This is a genomic window from Streptomyces sp. NPDC005803, from assembly GCF_040630435.1.
Taxonomy (GTDB): domain Bacteria; phylum Actinomycetota; class Actinomycetes; order Streptomycetales; family Streptomycetaceae; genus Streptomyces.
In genome coordinates, this window is the sequence record NZ_JBEXXO010000005.1 from 69,453 (window position 1) to 88,003 (window position 18,551).

Below are 18,551 nucleotides of genomic sequence, written 5' to 3' on the forward strand. Positions count from 1 at the left end.
ACGTGACACGCTGGCTCCCGCCGACCGGTGCAGGCGGTATGGGCAGATCTCTTCGGTCGCCCAGTACAGGGCCTGCTCTCACCACCAAGGTCACGATCGCGTGTGTCACCGCGGCCACCCGCTCCGGTACCGCTCCCGCCTGCACTGCATGGCGCGCCACCGTCCGCGCCGGGCCCTGGAGTCCCTCCACCTCGCTCAGCTTCACGTCCAGACGTCCAGAAGATGCCCACCACCAGGCAATATCACCCAAGGTGACGACGTGCTACTAGCCGTGTATCGAGAATGAATCTTTGGGACACTCCGAACGCTCGTGTGAGCGAGCCCGGTGACGGTGCCTGTCGCGCGGTTCACGGCGCGATCAGGTAATCAGGAACGGTGAACAAGGACGCGAGCGACCCCTTCGTGCATGTCCGGGGCGCCAGTGAGAACAACCTGCGGAACATCGATGTCGACGTTCCGCGGGACGCGATGGTCGCCTTCACCGGCGTCTCCGGTTCGGGCAAGTCCTCGCTGGCGTTCGGCACGCTCTACGCGGAGGCCCAGCGGCGCTACTTCGAGTCCGTAGCACCGTACGCCCGAAGACTCCTGCAACAGGTCGGCGCACCGCACGTGCAGGAAATCACCGGACTGCCACCGGCCGTGGCCCTGCAGCAGCGCCGCGGGTCGCCCAGCACGCGCTCGACGGTCGGCACCATCACCACGCTGTCCAATCTGCTGCGCATGCTGTACTCCCGTGCCGGCACCTATCCGCCCCGGGCCGCACGGCTTGAAGCCGAGTCGTTCTCACCGAACACCCCGGCCGGCGCCTGCCCGGAGTGCCACGGACTGGGCGTCGTACACGACGTCGCCGAGGACCTGCTCGTCCCGGACCCCTCGCTCAGCATCCGCGAGGGGGCGATCGCCGCCTGGCCGGGTGCCTGGCAGGGCGCCAACCTGCGCAGTGTCGTGACCGGCCTGGGGATCGACATCGACCGGCCGTGGCGCAGGCTCAGGAAGAAGGACCGGGACTGGCTGCTGTACACGGACGAGCAGCCCTCCGTCTACATCGAGCCGGAGCAGGACCGCGTCGACTACGGCTACCAGGGCAAGTTCTGGAGTGCCCGCAAGCACGTCATGCACGTCCTCGCCGACTCCAAGAGCGAGAAGATGCGCGAACGGGCGCTCCGGTTCGTCAGGAGTGTGCCCTGCCCCGAGTGCCACGGCAGCGGGCTGCGTCCCGAGGCACTCGCCGTGACCTTCGCCGGACGGTCCATCGCCGAGATCAACGCGATGCCGCTCACCCAGGTCGTGGCGCTGCTGCGGCCCGTCGCGGGACGGTCCAGGGCCGCCGCCACCACATCGACCGCCCGATCCGGGGAGACGACCGAGGTCGCGGTCCGGATCTGCGGCGATCTGGTCGCGCGGGTCGACGTCCTGCTCGACCTGGGCCTGGGGTATCTCAGCCTCGGACGCCGCTCGACGACCCTGTCGCCCGGCGAGGCGCAGCGCCTGCGCATCGCCACCCAGCTGCGCTCGGGGCTGTTCGGCGTCGTCTACGTCCTCGACGAACCCTCCGCGGGCCTGCACCCGGCTGACGCGGAACCGCTGCTGGACGTACTGGACCGCCTCAGGGCGGCAGGCAACTCGCTGTTCGTCGTGGAGCACGACATGGACGTCGTACGGCGGGCGGACTGGGTGGTCGACATCGGCCCCCGTGCGGGCGAGGGCGGCGGACGCGTGCTGTACAGCGGCCCGGTCGCCGGTCTTGAGCGGGTCGGGGAGTCGGCCACGAGCCAGTACCTGTTCGGGCGCGCCCAGCCGCTCGATCACCGCCCACGCACACCGCACGGCTGGCTGCACCTGCGTGGCGTCTCCCGCCACAATCTGCACGACGTGTCCGTCGATGTACCGCTCTGCGTACTGACGGCGGTGACGGGCGTGTCCGGTTCCGGAAAGTCGACGCTGGTGACGCAGGTGCTCGCCGAGGTCGTCCGCGCCCACCTCGGACTCGTACCCGAGGAGCCCGGCGAGGCGCAGTTGGAGGTCGACGTCCAGGACGCGTCGGGGGTCGAGTCGTTCGACCGGCTGGTCCGGGTCGACCAACGGCCCATCGGCCGAACTCCCCGGTCCAACCTGGCCACGTACACGGGGATGTTCGACGCGGTGCGCAAGCTGTACGCGGCGACGGACGAGGCCAGGGCGCGTGGCTACTCGGCCGGGCGGTTCTCCTTCAACGTGCCCGAAGGGCGGTGCGAGACCTGCCAGGGCGAAGGATTCGTCGCGGTAGAACTGCTGTTCCTGCCCGGCACCTACGCGCCATGCCCTACCTGCCAGGGTGCCCGGTACAACGCGGAAACGCTGGAAGTCACCTACCGCGGCAAGAACATCGCGGAAGTGCTGGCGCTGTCGGTCGACGCCGCCGCCAAGTTCCTTTCCGCCGTTCCGGCCGCCTCCCGCAGTCTGGAGACGCTGCGCGAGGTGGGACTGGGGTACCTGCGGCTGGGCCAGCCCGCGACGGAACTCAGCGGTGGTGAGGCGCAACGCATCAAGCTGGCCACCGAACTGCAGCGAGCCCGTCGTGGGCACGCGCTCTACCTGCTCGACGAGCCGACGGCCGGGCTGCACCCCTCGGACATCGCGCTGCTGCTGCGACAGCTGCACCGGCTCGTCGACGCCGGCAACACGGTCGTCCTCGTCGAGCACGACCTGGACACGATCGCCACCGCCGACTGGGTCATCGACCTCGGGCCGGGCGGCGGCGACGCGGGAGGGCGGGTGGTCGCGGCGGGCCCGCCGGCCAAGTTGGCGAGGGTCCGCCGCAGCGCCACCGCGCCCTATCTCGCGGCCCGGCTCGCGCGCTCCTGACGCCGCGCGAAGGGCTGAGCACCCATCAGCCGGGTTCGGAGCGCAGGGCCACGCGCCTCGCCATGCCGCGTTCCGGCCTGTGGCGTTCTCGTGGACAAAGCCACGCTCGGGAGGTGCTCCGTCCGGGCCCATTCCACGATGAGTCCGGCGAGGTGGCGCATCGTGGGATGTCGAAGGCGGCCGCGATGCGGGTGCCGGTCGAGACCGCGGCGCCGATCCACGGACCGGGGCTCGGTGCGGCTGACGCGGACGGCCCTGGCCTCGGCCTAAGCTCGGCGCCGTGACGTGGCTGCGGGCGCTGATGGAGGTCGTGCGTTCCGGGCTGACGATCGAGCGCACGCGGCTCGAACCCCTGGTCGCGCTGCGCGCGGCGGCCGGTCTCGCAGTCGTGATCGGACTCTCTCTGTGGCTTTCCTCCCCGGCCTCCGCCGCCTCCGCGGCGTTCGGCGCGTTCTCGGCCGGCACCGCCACGTTCCAGCGCAGTTGGCGCCCGCGCAAGGTGCTCGCGCTGGCTGCTGGTGCCGGTCTGGCGCTCAGTACCTTCCTGGGCTATGTCGCGGCGGCACACCTCGTAGCGTTCCTTTTGCTGCTCGCCGTGTGGGCGTTTCTCGCCGGGGCGGCCTGGGCCGCGAGCCCGACCGCCGGGATCGTCGCGACCACCACCGTCGGCATCATGCTGGTGACCGTCACCCTGCCCACCAGCATCGGAGAGGCAGTGGAGCACGCCGCGATCATCGCCTTCGGCGGAGTGGTGCAGGCGACACTTATCCTGCTGGTCCCGATCCGCCGATGGGGAGCACACCGGGACGCGCTCGCCGACGCCCTCGCCGCCGTGGCGGACTACGCCCGGCGGCTGCGGCACGATCCCACGGCCCGCTTCGACCCGGAGCCGATGATGACGGCCCGGGATGCTGCTGCGGTCACGCCGTTGCAGGCACGCACGCGGCCCGCTGCCCTGCACGGCCCCCGAGGCCTGGCCGAGCGCATCCGGCCGGTCCTGGCCTCGCTCGCCGACCCCGGGGTAGGCGCACCGGCGGAGGGCCCCGAACGCGACCGGGCGCGGGAACTGCTGGCCACGGCCGCCGAGGTCCTGGACTCCGCCGCTCGGTCCATCCGCCGCGGTGCCCCGGCCCAGGTGCCCGCCCTGGCCGTGGAGGCGCTACGGGCCGGGGCAAGGGAGGAAAGGGAGGAGGTGCTGAAGGGTCCGGCGAGGGCGGCCGCGTCCCGGCTGGTCGACCTGCTCGGCGAAGTCGTGGAGACCGTGGAGTGCGGTGACAGCCGCGCGGGGTACGCCCCTGCCCCCGGGAAGCCGGGCGCGTCGCCCCTGCTGCGTCCGACCGTGCTCCGGATGGTGCCGACCGTCCTGCGCTCGATGCGTCACGAACTCGTGCGGGACTCGCCGGTCCTCCGGCACGCCGTACGCCTGGCGGTGGTGGCCTCCCTCGGCTTTCTGCTCGGTACGGCGCTCCCTTTGGGGCACGGCTACTGGGTGCCGATCACCTCCGTCATGGTGCTGCGACCCGACTTCCATCAGACCTATGCCCGTGCTGTGGCCCGGTTCGCCGGCACTCTGATCGGTGTCGGACTGGCCACCGGGGTGGTTCAGTTGCTGAATCCGGGCCCGTATCTGTCCGGCGGGCTGGCCGTCTCCTCGGCCGCGTTGCTGTACTTGCTGATGCACACCGGGTACGCCGTCTCCCAGTCCTTTGTGGCGGCGTATGTCGTCTTCCTGCTCGGGATGGGGGGCGAGGAGTGGCACCAGACCGTGCCGGACCGGGTGCTGCTCACGCTGATCGGCGGTGCGCTCGCGATGCTGGCCTACATGGTTTTCCCTGCCTGGGAGACCCCGCGGCTGCTTGACCGGCTCGCGGACTGGCTCGCCGCGAGCGGGCGCTACGCGGCGGCGGTGATCGCCGCGTACGCGGATCCGGCGGACCGGCACCGTGCGGAAGTGCGGCGGGCCCTGCTCGCCAGCCGCGCGGCGGAGGCAGCGTGGGACGAGGCCTTCGACCGGGCCAAGCGGGAGCCCGTCAAGCACCGTGGACTGAGCCGCAGTGCGGCGGAGGACGCCCGGGAAGCACTCACCTCGCTGGGGCGGGCGGCGATGCTGCTGGAGGCCCATCTGCCGGCGCGGGGGACGCGGCCTGTCCCCGGCGCCGAGCGGTTCGCCGAGTCCCTGAGGGCGGACACCGCGCAGGCGGCACGGGAGGTACGCCAGCGGCTGACCCCGTCCTGGGACCGGGTCGAGGAGGCGCTCGCCGCCTGGGAGAGCGCCGAGGACAGCCCGGCTCCGGTGGTGCGGCGCGGTGCCGAACTCGTGCTCCGGGCCCTTGAGGAGCTGACGACCGCCATCGGTACGTCGCCGCTGGAGCGGGAGGTGGCGTCGGTCCGGCAGGATCGGCAGGATCGGCAGGCCCGAGCGGACATGGAAGAGGGAGCGCGGGACGACGTATCGGCCCGACCGCCGCGGGAGGGCATCTGAGCGGGCCGTCAGCCTTCGGCGGCAGCCGTCGCGCCGGGCGCTTTCCCGGGTGCCGGGCAGTACGGATTTTCCATGATCATGCCGTTGAGCCAGACCAGCGGGTGGGCCTTGACCAGGGGAAGGACCACATCGCTGCGGAATACGTCCAGGTCGTACATGCACATGCCCACCTGGGGATAGGACCGCAGCCAGCGCGTCGCGTTCACCTCGTACCGGACGAGTGCCCGGACGAAGGAAGGCTGCACGAGGGGCCGGGCCCAGCTCATATCGGTTGCCAGCCGGGCGAGGGCGCCGTTGCCGCCCGGGAACGTCTCGTCGGACCAGGCATACATCCGGGCCAGTGTGCGGTCTCCGTCGAAGGTCCCGTTCTGCAGGTACTCGGCCGGGCCCTTGACCTGGAGGTTCTCCAGACCCCGGCCGTCGGCGGTCCCGGCCGCGGTCAGGACGTCGCGGAAGGTGGGGCCCTCTCCCTCCGCGGCCAGGAAGAGACAGGTGTGCCCCCTGTCCAGGCCGTCCGCGAAGTACGGTGCCACGAGCCGGTCCCGCTCGGCGCGGCCCCGGTACAGGGCGCAGACGTGGTCACCAGCAGCCAGCGGACTACCGCTCACCGAGGCGACGGATGCCCGGAGGGTCTCCGCTGTCCGTCGATGCATCGCTCGTCTCCTGATCAGGGTCATCCGCCCAGAACTTTCCACACCCGGGTGGCCACGTGCAGATTCAGCCGGTTGTCGACGTCGCCGAGGTCCGTACCGCTGACCTCGCGGATGCGCTGGAGCCGGTAGCGCAGAGTGCTGCGGTGGATGGCCAGGGCGCCCGCCGTGGCGTCGTAGTTGCCGCCGCACTCGAAGTACTGGGAAAGGGTCTGGACCAGGTTCGAGTGGTGTGCGGCGTCATAGTCCAGGAGCGGCCCGAGCCACTCACGGACGAACTGCTCGACCTCGCGGTAGCTGCCCCCCGGCCCCAGGATGCGATAGAAGCCCAGCTCGTCGAAGGTGGTGGCGCCGTGCGGTGACCGCGAGTGCTGACGGACTTCCAGAGAGCGCAGCGCCTCCTGGTACGAGCGCGAGATCTCGCTCGGAGTGTCGCAGCGTCCGCCCACACCGATGGAACCGGTGGGCGAGCCCAGTTCGCCGGCCACTGCCTCGTACAGGGCCGTCGCCCGGGGGCGGCCCTGCAGGACGAGGATGGCCATCCCGGACCGTCCGACCAGCATTGACCGCATCGACAGCCCGGCCGCAGCCCGGCCGATCGCCTGCACGAAGGTTTCGTCAGCTGGCTGGCCCACCCATTGCACCGCGACAAGATAGTGCGGGCGGTGCAGGTCGTGGCCGAGCGCGGCGGCCCTGGCGTAGGCGCTTTCGTCGTCGGTGCCCGTGATCAGATCGTCCACCAGCTCGCGCCGTAGCCGCAGTTCCACCTCGGCGAGGTTGCGCAGGTGGGCCAGTTCCAGGGCCAGCACGGTGCAGGCGTGGTCGAGGGCGAACTGCTCCTGCTCGCCGGTACTCGCCGCGGGGTCGATCAGGGCGACGATGCCGAGGACCTCGCCACGGTGCCGGGCCAGGGCGATGAGCCGTTCCCCCATCCGCACCGGCCGCAGCCGGCGGGCCGCCCCCTGCAGCAGCTCTTCGTGCGGGGCCGCCTCGGATTTGGGGTAGGGGTCGGGCGGGCCCGGGCCTGCCCAGGCCCACAGATTGCCGAAGCGGTCCTCGATGGCGACCGGGTAGCCGGTGAGCCGGTGGAGGGCCCCGGCGATGCCTTGTACGCCGTCATCGTTCGCGGAGACGTCATTGAGCATCTCTTGGACGGAACGCTGACGCTCCAGTTCGGAGAGGGACGTGGTGAGCCGGGCGTTCGTGGCCGAGTGGTCCTCGTTCACCTTCCGGAGCTGCTGTGCACCGGCGCGCTCAGTCCGCCTGGTCATGGCCTGTGTCAGGGCCGCCGCGGTCTGCTGCGCCAGGACTCGCAGCAGAAAACACTCGTCACCGGAGGGCTGTGACCGCGCACTGACCACCAATTGTCCGATGCTGTACGCCTTGCCGCGCAGTGCGAAGTTCCAGCCCCATGCCCGGTCCGGCACCGTGACCGGCCCGTCCCGGCCGCTCTCCATCCTGACCTGGGCATCGAGGTGGGAGGTGGCGTGCGGCCAGTCGGCGGGGGTTCGGGTCAGGCCCCTGTCGGAGGTGAGGTAGGCGGCCTCGGCCCGGAACGGACCGAGGCCGCCCACGGCTGTGAGCGCCAGCGTCAGCACTTCGCGCTCGTCCGGCCCGTCGTTCATGATCGTCGAGAGCACGGAAAGGCTGAACACGCTCGCCAGATGCTCACGGCCCCAGGTGCTCCGGGTGGATCTACCGGCGGTGCCCGAGGTCGTGGCCATGTCTGTTGCCGGGACCTTCCTGGGTGAACAATCCCTGAAGTCCCACGTTACTCACATATATAGGTTTTGTCCGTGGATGCCCCTCTCTGTTCTCGTCCTGTCAGACCGAGCTCGCGTAGAGATTTCGGCCTCGCAGGCGCAGGCCGCGGGGCACCACCGGCGGTGAGACTGAAGCGGTCAGCAGTGATCCAGTGGTGCCGCGTGTCGTCCGGAGAAGGGGCCGTGTGCATGCAGGACCGTCAGCCCATGTGCAACGAAGGAGTACCTCATGGCTAAGGCAGTCGGGATTGACCTCGGCACCACCAACTCCGTGATCGCCGCATGGGAGGGCGGTGAGGCGGCGGTTCTCCCGAACTCCGAGGGCAACCGCACGACTCCGTCGGTCGTCGCGTTCACCGACACGGGCGAACGGCTCGTCGGACAGCTGGCCCGCCGCCAGGCGATCCTCAATCCCAAGGGAACCATCTACTCGGCCAAGCGGTTCATCGGCCGCCGCTACGACGAGATATCCGACGAGGCGAAGGCCGTCGGCTTCGACGTGGTCGGAGATGAGCAGGGCAATGCCCGCTTCGAGGTGCGCGGCAAACTGTATGCGCCGGAGGAGGTCAGCGCACTGGTTCTGCGCAAGCTCGCCGACGATGCCGCGAAGCAGCTGGGCGAGAAGGTGACGGAAGCCGTCATCACCGTCCCCGCCTACTTCAACGACGCCCAGCGCACCGCGACGAAGGACGCGGGGCGCATCGCGGGCCTGGAGGTCCTGCGCATCATCAATGAGCCCACAGCGGCGGCCCTCGCCTACGGACTGGACAAGAAGGGGCACGAGACCGTGCTCGTCTTCGACCTGGGCGGCGGCACCTTCGACGTCAGCCTGCTCGACGTCGGCGACGGGGTGGTCGAGGTCCGGTCGACCGCGGGCGACAGTCACCTGGGCGGTGATGACTTCGACCGGCGGCTGGTGGACCACCTGGCGGACAACTTCCAACGGGACAACGGCATCGATCTGCGGAGCGACCCGCAGGCCCTGCAACGGCTCTTCGAGGCCGCCGAGAAGGCCAAGACCGAGCTCAGTTCGGTCACTCAGACTCAGGTCAGCCTGCCGTTCATCACTGCGGACGCCGCCGGACCGAAGCATCTCACCGAGACGGTCATGCGGTCCACGTTCGAGCAGATCACCGAGGACCTCATCGAGCGAACCATGGAACCGGTCAAGCAGGCGATGACCGACGCCAAGATCAGCGAGAACGATATCGACGAGGTCATCCTGGTGGGCGGCTCCACACGCATCCCCGCCGTCCAGAACCTCGTCCGCCGGCTTACCGGCGGCAAGGACCCGAACATGAGCGTCAACCCCGACGAGGTCGTGGCCATGGGAGCCGCGATCCAGGCCGGGGTGCTCAAGGGCGACGTCAAGGACGTCCTGCTGCTCGACGTCATCCCGCTGTCGCTCGGTGTGGAGACCCGCGGCGGTGTCATGACCACACTCATCGAGCGGAACACCACCATCCCCGTCCGCCGCACGGAGACTTTCTCCACCGCCGAGGACAATCAGGGAGCCGTCGACATCGTCGTCCTGCAGGGCGAGCGTGAGCTCGCGAAGGACAACCGTGTCCTCGGGCGCTTCCAGCTCAAGGACATCAGGCCCGCGCCCCGCGGTGAGCCGCAGATCGAGGTCACCTTCGATGTCGACGCCAACGGCATCCTGAACGTCACCGCACGGGACAAGAACACCGGCGCCGAGCAGGGCATCACCATCAGCGAGGGCTCCAACCTCGACCAGAGTGAGGTCGAGCGGATGGTCCGGGAAGCCGAAGAGAACCGCGGCGAGGACCAGGCGTTGCGCGAGGCGGTGGACGCCCGCAACGAACTGGACGCCGTTGCCTACCAGGTCGAACGCCGGCTGAACGAACTGGGCGACGCCGCGCCCGCGCACGAGAAGGCACGTGCCGAGATGCTCGTCACCGACGCCCGGGAAGCCGTCAAGCAGGAAGCGCCGCTCGACAGGGTCAGGTCGCTGACCTCCGAGCTCCAGCAGATCCACGCGTCGCTGGCCTCCCACCAGGCAGGCGCGGGCACGTCCGCGGAGGACCGGGCCACGGCAGGCTCCGCGGCAGCGGGCGGGCCGAGCAGCTCCAGCGGATCCGACGACGACGTGATCGATGCCGAATTCGACAAGAGCTGAGGTGCGGTGATGTCCACCGAACAGGAGCCGACCACTCCCCAGGAGGAGCGGCCCCAGGCCCCGCCCCCGGAGCAGCAGGAGGTGGACGACCACGCCGCGGCCCTCGACGAACTCCAGGACCGCTGGCGCCGCGCGCTCGCGGACCTGGACAACCTCCGCAAGCGTCACGCGAAGGAACTGGAGCGCGAACGCAGTACCGAACGCGCCCGCACCGCGGCGGCCTGGCTGCCCGTGATCGACAATCTGGACCTGGCGCTCACGCACGCCGGATCCGACATGTCGGCCGTACTGGAGGGCGTCAAAGCCGTACGCGACCAGGCGGTCGACGTGCTCGGCCGACTCGGGTACCCCCGCTACGAGGACACCGGCGTGCCCTTCGACCCAGCCAGGCACGAGGTCGTCGGCACCGTCGAGGACCCCGATGCCGAGCCGAACACCGTGGTCCAGATCCTGCGTCCCGGGTACGGCGAGGGCAGCCAACAGCTGCGTCCTGCAGCCGTCATGGTCACCAAGCGGCAGGAGTGACGCACCATGGCACGGGACTACTACGACGTGCTCGGGGTGCAGCGCAACGCGAGCTCCGACGAAATACAGCAGGCCTTCCGCAGACTGGCGCGCAAATACCACCCCGACATCAACAAGGATCCGCAGGCCGAGGAGCGCTTCAAGGAGCTCAACGAGGCGTACAGCGTGCTGTCCGACCCCAAGACCCGCAGTCGCTACGACCGCTTCGGCGAAGACTTCCGGCAGATCCCGGAGGACTGGGACGAGCGGGTGGCCGCAGGGGCAGGAGCCCGTGGCCGTGGCTCGTCCGGCCGGGGCGGCGACGGCGGCGGGGTCCGGTTCGACTACGGCGAGGGATTCGACGGCTCCGGCGTCAACTTCGAGGACCTCTTCGGAGGGATGTTCAGCGGCGGAGACAGCGGCCGGCGCGGGGGGCCGGTACCCGGCGCCGACCAGGAGGCCGAGATTCAGCTCGGTGTCGAGGAGGCGTACCGCGGCGGCCGGCGCAGCGTCACCCTCGCCGGGCTCAGCGGACAGCGGACCTATGACGTCAACATCCCCCGGGGTGTGATCGACGGGCAGCGCATCCGGCTGGCCGGGGAAGGCGGAACGGGGAGGGGCTACGGCCCTCCGGGGGATCTGTACCTACGTGTACGGATCAAGCCCGACTCGCGATTCCGCCTGGAGGGACGGGACATCCATGTCGCAGTGCCGGTGACGCCGTGGGAGGCGGCGCTCGGCGCGACGGTACCGGTTCCCACGCCCGGCGGAACTGCCAAGGTCACCGTACCCAAGGGCTCCTCCAGCGCCCGCCGGCTGCGGCTGCGCGGCGAGGGCATGCCCAACCCCCGTGGCACCGACGGAGACCTCTACGCGGAGGTCCGCATCATGGTGCCGCCCGTACTCACCGACCGGGAGCGTGAGCTCTTCGAGGAGCTGGCTGCCGTTTCCACCTTCGACCCGAGGAAGCCAGGATGACCCATGATCCGCGGCGTGCTGACGCCGGGCCGGAGGCCGGGTACCGCCGGATGACGGCGCCAGGTCCGCAGCAGCCCCTGAATGTCGTTGTCCGCAACTACGCCATCGTGCCGGTTCACAGACTCAGCCTCGACGTCGTGGCCCGACGCTCCGGACTCCACCCCGATCTCGTCGAGCGGTTCGTCACACTCGGCCTGGTCGACGCCACGCGGGACGACAAGGGGCGGCTGTGGTTCGAACCGACCGCCCCCGCCGCGCTCGCCCGGATCCAACGGCTACGGGCCGGGCTCCCCCTCAATTACGCATCCCTCGGTGTGGTGCTCGACCTGCTCGACCGGATCAGCGAACTGGAGGCCGCGTTGAGGCGCAGCAACGCCGGCTCTAGGAGTGATGAATCGTGGATATGAACCGGCTCACCCAGAAGTCCCAGGAAGCTCTTCAGCAAGCGCAGACGATCGCCGGCCGGATGGACCAGACCGAGGTCGACGGCGAGCATCTGCTGCTGGCGCTCCTCGACCAGCCGGAGGGTCTGGTTCCACGGCTCTTCGACCAAGCCGGCGCCGACACGGAGGCGTTGCGCGCCTCGCTCATGAGCGAGTTGTCACGCAGACCGAAGGTGACCGGCCCCGGCGCCACACCCGGGCAGGTATACGTCACCCAGCGGCTGGCCAAGCTGCTGGACACCGCCGAACAGGAGGCCAAGCGCCTCAAGGACGAATATGTGTCCGTGGAGCACCTCGTCCTGGCACTGGCCGACGAGGGATCCAGGACCGCGGCGGGGCGCCTGCTCAAGGAACACGGCATCACCAAGGACTCCTTCCTGTCCGCGCTGACCCGGATCCGAGGGAACCAGCGTGTCACCTCGGCCACGCCGGAGAGTGCGTACGAGGCGTTGGAGAAGTACGGCCGCGATCTGGTGGCCGAGGCGCGGAACGGCAAGATGGACCCGGTGATCGGCCGGGACGCGGAGATCCGCCGGGTGATGCAGATCCTCAGCCGCAAAACCAAGAACAACCCCGTGCTGATCGGAGATCCGGGCGTCGGCAAGACGGCCATCGTGGAAGGCCTGGCACAGCGGATCGTCCGCGGCGACGTGCCCGAGGGGCTGCGCGAGAAGACCATCTTCTCCCTCGACATGAGCTCGCTGGTGGCAGGTGCCAAGTACCGCGGTGAGTTCGAGGAACGACTGCAGGCCGTACTGAGTGAGGTCAAGGCCGCCGAGGGACGCATCCTGCTCTTCGTCGACGAGCTCCACACGGTCGTCGGGGCCGGTGGCGGCGCCGAGGGCGCGATGGACGCCGGCAACATGCTCAAGCCGATGCTCGCCCGCGGTGAGCTGCACATGATCGGCGCCACCACGCTGGAGGAGTACCGCAAGCACGTCGAATCCGACGCCGCCCTCGAGCGCCGCTTCCAGCAGGTCGTGGTGGACGAGCCGAGCGTGGAGGACACCGTCTCCATCCTTCGCGGCCTGCGCGAACGCCTTGAGGTCTTCCACGGCGTGAAGATCCAGGACACCGCGCTCGTCGCCGCTGCCACCCTCAGCCACCGCTACATCTCCGACCGGTTCCTGCCGGACAAGGCCATCGACCTCGTCGACGAGGCCTGCGCACGGCTGCGCACCGAGATCGACTCCATGCCGGCCGAACTCGACGAAAGCACCCGCCGGGTGACCCGCCTGGAGATCGAGGAAGCGGCCCTGTCGAAGGAGACCGACGCCGCCAGCCGCAAACGCCTGGAAGAGCTCCGGCGCGAACTGTCCGACCTGCGTGCCGAGGCCGACGCCATGAACGCCCAGTGGGAGGCCGAACGCCAGGCCATCCGGCGGGTGCAGGAACTGCGTCAGGAACTGGAACAGGTGCGTCAGGACGCCGAGGAGGCCGAGCGCACCTACGACCTCAACCGCGCCGCCGAACTGCGCTACGGCACACTCACCGAGCTCGAACGCCGGCTGGCCGCCGAAGAGGAGGCGCTCGCCGCCAAGCAGGGCGAGACCCGGCTCCTGCGCGAGGTCGTCACGGAAGACGAGATCGCCGAGATAGTCGCCGCGTGGACCGGCATCCCGGTGACCCGACTGCAGGAAGGCGAACGGGAGAAGCTGCTGCGGCTGGACGAGATCCTCACCGAACGCGTGGTCGGTCAGAACGAGGCCGTCAAGCTGGTCAGCGACGCCATCATCCGAGCCCGCTCCGGAATCCGCGACCCGCGCCGACCCATCGGCTCGTTCATCTTCCTCGGCCCCACCGGCGTCGGCAAGACCGAACTGGCCAAGGCGCTCGCCGCGGCACTGTTCGACTCCGAAGAGAGCATCGTCCGCCTCGACATGAGCGAGTACCAGGAACGGCACACCGTCAGCAGGCTGGTCGGGGCGCCGCCCGGATACGTCGGCTACGAGGAGGGCGGCCAGCTCACTGAGGCGGTCCGCCGCAAGCCCTACTCCGTGGTCCTGTTCGACGAGGTGGAGAAGGCACATGCCGATGTCTTCAACACGTTGCTCCAGGTACTCGACGACGGCCGGATCACCGACGCCCAGGGCCGCACTGTCGACTTCCGCAACACCGTCGTCATCATGACCTCCAACATCGGATCGACACATCTGCTCGACGGGGCGAGCGCCGAGGGCGAGATCAAACCCGAGGCCCGGGCCCTGGTGATGGGTGAGCTGCGGAGCCACTTCCGACCCGAGTTCCTCAACCGCGTTGACGACATCGTGCTGTTCAAGCCGCTGGGCATGGAGCAGATCAAGCACATCGTCGAGCTGCAGTTCAACGACCTGCGCCGGCGCCTGGCCGAACGCCAGGTCACCGTCGAGCTCACCGAACAGGCCCGGGAGCTCATCGCCCAGCAGGGCTTCGACCCCGTCTACGGGGCACGGCCGCTGCGCCGCTTCATCTCCCATGAAGTGGAAACGCTCGTCGGGCGGGCGCTGATCCGCGGCGATGTGCAGGACGGCTCGGCGATCCGGGTCGACGCCCAGAACGCTGAACTGGTCGTGACCTACGACGGGCCGGCCCGCGCAGACCATGGAATGGCTGCGTGAGAACGGTGACTACGAACCGGAGCAAGACGGTCGCCTGCGAGAAGTGCGGCCGTAAGAACCGGGTGCCGGCAGCAGCGGAGGGACGCCCGCAGTGCGGGAACTGCGGGGCTTCACTGCCCTGGATCGTGGATGCCGGCGATGACGACTTCGCGGAGATCGCCGAGCAGGCGGCGCCCGTCGTCCTCGTCGACCTGTGGGCCACCTGGTGTGGTCCATGCCGCATGGTCAGTCCCGCGCTGGAACAGGTCGCCCGCGAGCTCGCAGGAAAGATCAAGCTCGTCAAGGTCGATGTCGACCAGGCTCCCCAGCTGTCCCAGCGGTTCCAGGTGCAGGCCGTGCCGACCCTGCTCCTTCTCGACAAGGGAAAGGTCATAGCGCGGCAGGCCGGCGCCGCTCCCGCCAGAACACTGCGCCAATGGGTGGAGGACACCCTCGCGGGGCGCCGCTGAGCCGCTCGTCAAGGGAAGGACGATCATCATGACCACCGAAAGCGACTGGCACCTGTCGCTCGTACGCCCGGTGACGCCACGCACACCCGAGGGCTGCGAGGAGTGTCTGCGTCTGGGCTCCCCATGGGTGCACCTCAGGTTGTGTCTGACCTGCGGGCACGTCGGATGTTGTGATTCCTCGCCGCTCAAGCACGCCCGACTGCACGCCGCCGACGTCGGCCACCCCATTGTGCGGCCCCTCGAACCGGGAGAGAACTGGCGCTGGTGCTACGTCCACGAGGCAATGGTCTGATGAGGGCGGGTACGGAGGACCCACACGGGGCGATCGCCGAAACCCCCGACCGGTTCGGCGCCTTCCCCCGGCTGACGTCGGAACAGCTCGAAGCGCTGACCCAGCACGGCGAGCACCGTCCCACGCGGAAGGGCGAGGTGCTGTTTCGCGAGGGCGAGCCGGGCGAGGAGTTCTTTGCCATCGTCGGCGGGATGGTCGAGATCATCCACGACTACGGCGGTCCCGACGAACGCACCGTGGCCGTGCACGGCCCCGGCCGGTTCCTGGGCGAACTCGGCCTGCTCGAAGGGCAGCCCGCATTCGACACCGCGATCGTGCGTGTGCCCGGCCAGGTCCTCGCGGTCCCGGTGGAGCGGCAACAGGCCCTGGTGGCACGTGATCCGGTCCTCGGAGACCTGGTGCTGCGCGCCTACCTGGGCCGCCGGTCCCTGCTCATCGGCCTGGGCGCCGGCTTCCGGATCCTGGGCTCGCGCTACTCACCCAACACCCTGCGCCTGCGCGAGTTCGCCGCCCGTAACCGGCTTCCGCACCGATGGATCGACCTGGAGAAGGACCCGGAAGCCGAGGCGCTGCTGCGCCGCTTCGGCATCCGCCCGGACGAGACGCCGGTCGTCATCTGGAGAGGCGAGCAGGTACTGCGCAATCCCGACATCACGGACCTCGCCCGCCTCGTCGGACTCCCCCCTTCCGCGCCCGACTCCGGCGCATACGACCTGGTGGTGATCGGCGCCGGTCCGGCCGGACTCGCTGCCGCCGTCTACGGCGCATCCGACGGCCTCGTCACCGTCACCGTCGACGCCATAGCTACCGGAGGCCAGGCGGCCACCTCCTCGCGCATCGAGAACTACCTGGGCTTCCCGTCCGGGATCTCGGGTGGTGAACTGATGGAACGCTCGGTGCTCCAGGCCCGCAAATTCGGCTCCCGGATCACCGTCCCCGCCGAGGCCACCGCACTCGGACAACGCGACGGGCGGTACGCCATCACCTTCACGGACGGCTCCGAGATACGGACCAGCACCCTCGTCCTGGCCTCGGGAGTGCGCTACCGCAGGCTGCAAGTCCCCGGTATCGACCGGCTGGAAGGCACCAGCGTCTACTACGCCGCCACGCTCCACGAAGCCAATCTGTGCCGAATGGACCCCGTGGCCGTGGTGGGCGGCGGCAACTCCGCAGGACAGGCGGTGCTCTTCCTCGCCGAGTACGCGCCCAAGGTGTATCTGCTCGTCCGCAGTGGCGACCTCGGCAAGGACATGTCGCGCTATCTCGTGGACCTGGTGACACGCCATCCGAAGGTCGAGGTGCTGACCCGCACCGAAGTGCGCCGGGTCGACGGGGAGGGGGTCCTGGACTCGTTGACCGTGGAGGACGGCAAGTCCGGCGACCGGCGCGAACTGCCGGCACGTGCCCTCTTCGTCTTCATCGGCGCCCGGCCGCACACCGAATGGCTGAAGGGAGTGGTCGGGCTGGACCCCCGCGGATTCGTGCTCACCGGCGCCGACGCCCGGGCATCGGCCGACCAGAGTCTCTGGGAATCGCTCGGGCGCGGACCACTGATGCTGGAGACCACGCTGCCGGGCGTCTTCGCCGCGGGTGATGTCAGGAGCGGATCGGTCAAGCGGGTCGCCTCCGCCGCGGGCGAGGGCGCCATGGCTGTCCGGCTCGTCCATGAACACCGGGCTCAGGAGGGCAACCTCGTCCGCGAGCCCGGGAGGAACGAGTCTCAGTCCGCGCCCGGCCAGTCGGTGTCCTGACGCTGCCCCTGCCGCTGGCGCGTGCCATAGGCGGCCTGGCGGACCGCCCTGTCGTCCTCCAGTCCGACGCCCAGGGCGCCGCCCACCGTGCCCATGGAGGTGATGAACCAGGCGAGAGAGAGGTAATAGCCTGCGCTCGGCTCCTGTCCGACGGTGGCCCGAACCGTCTCGGGGGTGAGCAGGAACACCGCCGTGACGGTGACGAGCAGAAACAGCACGGCGTACAGGCAGACGATACCGACGTACAGCGTCATGATCGTCGCCACGTTGTACAGGCGTGCCTGATGCCGGGCCATCTCCCCGCTCGGCCGTTCCCACAGTTCGTGATCGATGACCAGCCAGGCGACCACGGCGGTGATGGACGCTAAGGTGAGAACGGCGTCGTGGGCAGCGTCCAGATGGCGGCTGACCTGCCAGACGTCATTGCTGATCAGTCCGAAGGCAGTGGTGGCGAAGACGCCGGCAAGCGCGCGTGACAGCCCGAGGAACAGGAGCCAGGGCCGGTTGGCCCGAACCATTCCGGCCAGCAGTCGCACTCGGCCCCAGGTGCCGGGGAGAACGTAATACCGCCGCTGTCCCGCGTACTGGATCCGACGTGGAAGCAAGGTTTCGCCCAGCTTCGCCGGGAACAGCTCACCGATGACTCCGAGCACCGCATCACGCACCCGCCGGGAGATGCGGAACATGCCCAACGACGGCAGGGACAGCAGAGCGATCTGCTCCGAGGGACTCAGCATCAGCACGACCGGCCGGGCCTTGTCGCGATAGGGCAGGTCGGTCACGAAGACCGCGATGTCCCACGTCCTGCCCTGCAGACGTTCATTGAGCGCGTACATCATCCGAGGCAGGTCCGTCTGTGCAAGCACGCCCAGGGAACTCGACACCACCGTCACCCGCCAGTCCACATCCGGCGACGCCTCGCCGAGAAGACCGGCGAGGTCTTCCTTGAGCCGCTCGGCGACTTCGGTCGGCCACCCCGGATCGGCCATCACAAGGAGGTCGAGCGTCCGGTGCCGGGGCGGGGGGCTCACCTGCGGGTGTGTGCTCACCGGGAGGCCGGGGCGCGGAGGTGCGGGCACGAAAGGGCCCGGACGACATCGGACCAGCCGATACACCGCGCTTCGCAGCACCAGTTGAACGCAGGCGCCGGGCCCCACCTCGATGCCTGCCGCTCAACCCACCCCCTCAGCGGATGCCGGGTGCGAGCGGGATTCATGGAGTCGCCAAGGGCCGGGGACGCGCCGATGACCACCCACTCCCCGCGCGGTGCAACAGGCCGTCCAGCCTGTCCCCTGTCCCCGGTGACGGGCATCGGAGTCGGCGGCGGTACCACGCGGTAGGTTCTCATCCGGCTCTCTCCGGTGTACGGGTGGGGGCGCCCCGACCAGCACAACAGCCCCGGCCCGGATCCGCCCGCCGGGCGCCGCCGACAGGTGTGGGTCCTTCCCTCTGAGCGGGCGTCCGCCTGACGGCTAGCCGTATTGCCCTCCTATCAGGGTCCTGCCGGAGGACTGCCGGGTCGGTGCTCCGACGGCCAGGCGCTTCGAGTGCTCATGGGCTGTGTGCGGCTGCCGCTGCCGTACCGAAGATTCAGGGCCGGGACGCAAGACTCCGCGTCAGAGATACTCGCGTAACGCTGTTCGCCTTCGTCGACGGAC

At 69.6% G+C, this 18,551-nt stretch carries 13 protein-coding genes; 10 read left to right on the forward strand and 3 right to left on the reverse strand.

The features are described from left to right. Positions 1-375: 375 nt before the first annotated feature. Complete coding sequence (gene uvrA, locus ABZ454_RS09270; RefSeq protein WP_359536826.1) at positions 376-2,844, forward strand: excinuclease ABC subunit UvrA; 2,469 nt, start codon at positions 376-378, stop codon at positions 2,842-2,844. A 280-nt stretch (positions 2,845-3,124) separates the two neighbouring features. Then, a complete protein-coding gene (locus tag ABZ454_RS09275) occupies positions 3,125-5,326 on the forward strand; it encodes an FUSC family protein (RefSeq protein ID WP_359536828.1) in 2,202 nt (733 codons plus the stop codon). Positions 5,327-5,334: 8 nt separating this feature from the next. Here the strand turns inward: ABZ454_RS09275 and ABZ454_RS09280 are convergent, their stop codons facing one another. Continuing rightward, complete coding sequence (locus tag ABZ454_RS09280; RefSeq protein WP_359536830.1) at positions 5,335-5,979, reverse strand: MEDS domain-containing protein; 645 nt, start codon at positions 5,977-5,979, stop codon at positions 5,335-5,337. A 20-nt stretch (positions 5,980-5,999) separates the two neighbouring features. Next, positions 6,000-7,700 carry a helix-turn-helix domain-containing protein gene (locus tag ABZ454_RS09285; protein WP_359536831.1) on the reverse strand — a complete coding sequence of 567 codons (1,701 nt, stop codon included), beginning with the start codon at positions 7,698-7,700 and terminating at the stop codon, positions 6,000-6,002. Positions 7,701-7,968: 268 nt separating this feature from the next. Here ABZ454_RS09285 and dnaK point away from each other — a divergent pair, with 268 nt between their 5' ends. The 8 genes from dnaK to ABZ454_RS09325 are packed head-to-tail and all read left to right on the forward strand — an operon-like array spanning position 7,969 to position 16,893. After that, positions 7,969-9,879: a molecular chaperone DnaK gene (dnaK, locus tag ABZ454_RS09290; RefSeq protein WP_359536833.1), complete on the forward strand. Its 1,911-nt coding sequence runs from the start codon at positions 7,969-7,971 to the stop codon at positions 9,877-9,879. 9 nt (positions 9,880-9,888) lie between these two features. Next, a complete protein-coding gene (locus tag ABZ454_RS09295; protein ID WP_359536834.1) occupies positions 9,889-10,404 on the forward strand; it encodes a nucleotide exchange factor GrpE in 516 nt (171 codons plus the stop codon). Between the two features lie 6 nt (positions 10,405-10,410). Then, on the forward strand, positions 10,411-11,361 hold the full coding sequence (locus ABZ454_RS09300) for a DnaJ C-terminal domain-containing protein (protein ID WP_359536835.1): 951 nt from the start codon (positions 10,411-10,413) through the stop codon (positions 11,359-11,361). Positions 11,362-11,411: 50 nt separating this feature from the next. Beyond that, positions 11,412-11,768, forward strand: coding sequence for a chaperone modulator CbpM (locus ABZ454_RS09305; RefSeq protein ID WP_359537125.1), 357 nt, complete (start codon positions 11,412-11,414; stop codon positions 11,766-11,768). Continuing rightward, positions 11,759-14,401 (forward strand): ATP-dependent chaperone ClpB, encoded by a 2,643-nt coding sequence (gene clpB / locus ABZ454_RS09310; RefSeq protein ID WP_359536836.1) that lies wholly within the window; start codon positions 11,759-11,761, stop codon positions 14,399-14,401. The genes ABZ454_RS09305 and clpB overlap by 10 nt, the downstream gene beginning before the upstream one ends. A 5-nt stretch (positions 14,402-14,406) precedes the next feature. Next, a complete protein-coding gene (trxA, locus tag ABZ454_RS09315) occupies positions 14,407-14,850 on the forward strand; it encodes a thioredoxin (RefSeq protein ID WP_359537126.1) in 444 nt (147 codons plus the stop codon). A gap of 28 nt (positions 14,851-14,878) precedes the next feature. Then, positions 14,879-15,142, forward strand: a complete 264-nt coding sequence (locus ABZ454_RS09320; protein ID WP_359536838.1) for a UBP-type zinc finger domain-containing protein — start codon at positions 14,879-14,881, stop codon at positions 15,140-15,142. Then, entirely contained in the window at positions 15,142-16,893 is a 1,752-nt protein-coding gene (locus ABZ454_RS09325) for an FAD-dependent oxidoreductase (protein ID WP_359536840.1), read from the forward strand. The genes ABZ454_RS09320 and ABZ454_RS09325 overlap by 1 nt, the downstream gene beginning before the upstream one ends. Here the strand turns inward: ABZ454_RS09325 and ABZ454_RS09330 are convergent. After that, positions 16,863-17,924: a hypothetical protein gene (locus ABZ454_RS09330; RefSeq protein ID WP_359536841.1), complete on the reverse strand. Its 1,062-nt coding sequence runs from the start codon at positions 17,922-17,924 to the stop codon at positions 16,863-16,865. The genes ABZ454_RS09325 and ABZ454_RS09330 overlap by 31 nt on opposite strands. Positions 17,925-18,551: the final 627 nt, after the last annotated feature.